Genomic DNA, 322 nt, shown 5'->3' with positions numbered 1-322 from the left:
TCGAGAACCGGCTGTTCCTGTGCGACCTGACGGCCCGCACGCTCCACCAGGGCATGGCCCTGCTCGGCATCCGGACGCCCGAGCGCCTCTGATCAGCCCTCGTCGGGGGGGGGGGGGGGGCACCCCCCACCCCCCCACCGGGGTTCGGCCATTGCGCGGCCCCAGATCCCGCGCGGCGCGCACGACGGCCACGTCCAGCATGTCCACCAGACGCACCGTCTCGCCCTCACGGGTCTTGAACGGATTGCCGTGCTAGCCGAGTACCGTGCCGAAGGCCAGCTGGACCGCCTTGACGTCGTCGTTGAGCCAGCCGGCGCGGCGG

General features: G+C 73.0%; 1 protein-coding gene and 1 pseudogene. One reads left to right on the top strand and one right to left on the bottom strand.

Translation table 11 applies throughout. The annotated features are described in order from the left end of the window. The coding region (locus PUR26_RS34480; protein ID WP_443076911.1) for a DALR anticodon-binding domain-containing protein at positions 1-92 on the top strand (92 nt) is incomplete at its 5' end. 82 nt (positions 93-174) lie between these two features. On the opposite strand, the pseudogene argS reads toward PUR26_RS34480, so the two are convergent. Further along, positions 175-322, bottom strand: a pseudogene (gene argS / locus PUR26_RS00225) (arginine--tRNA ligase domain-containing protein); the annotation flags it as partial.

The sequence above is a fragment of the Streptomyces sp. SP18CS02 genome (assembly GCF_036322365.1).
GTDB lineage: Bacteria > Actinomycetota > Actinomycetes > Streptomycetales > Streptomycetaceae > Streptomyces.
The sequence above is the reverse complement of the archived record's forward strand: the minus strand, read 5'-3'. Positions and strand labels throughout refer to the sequence as shown.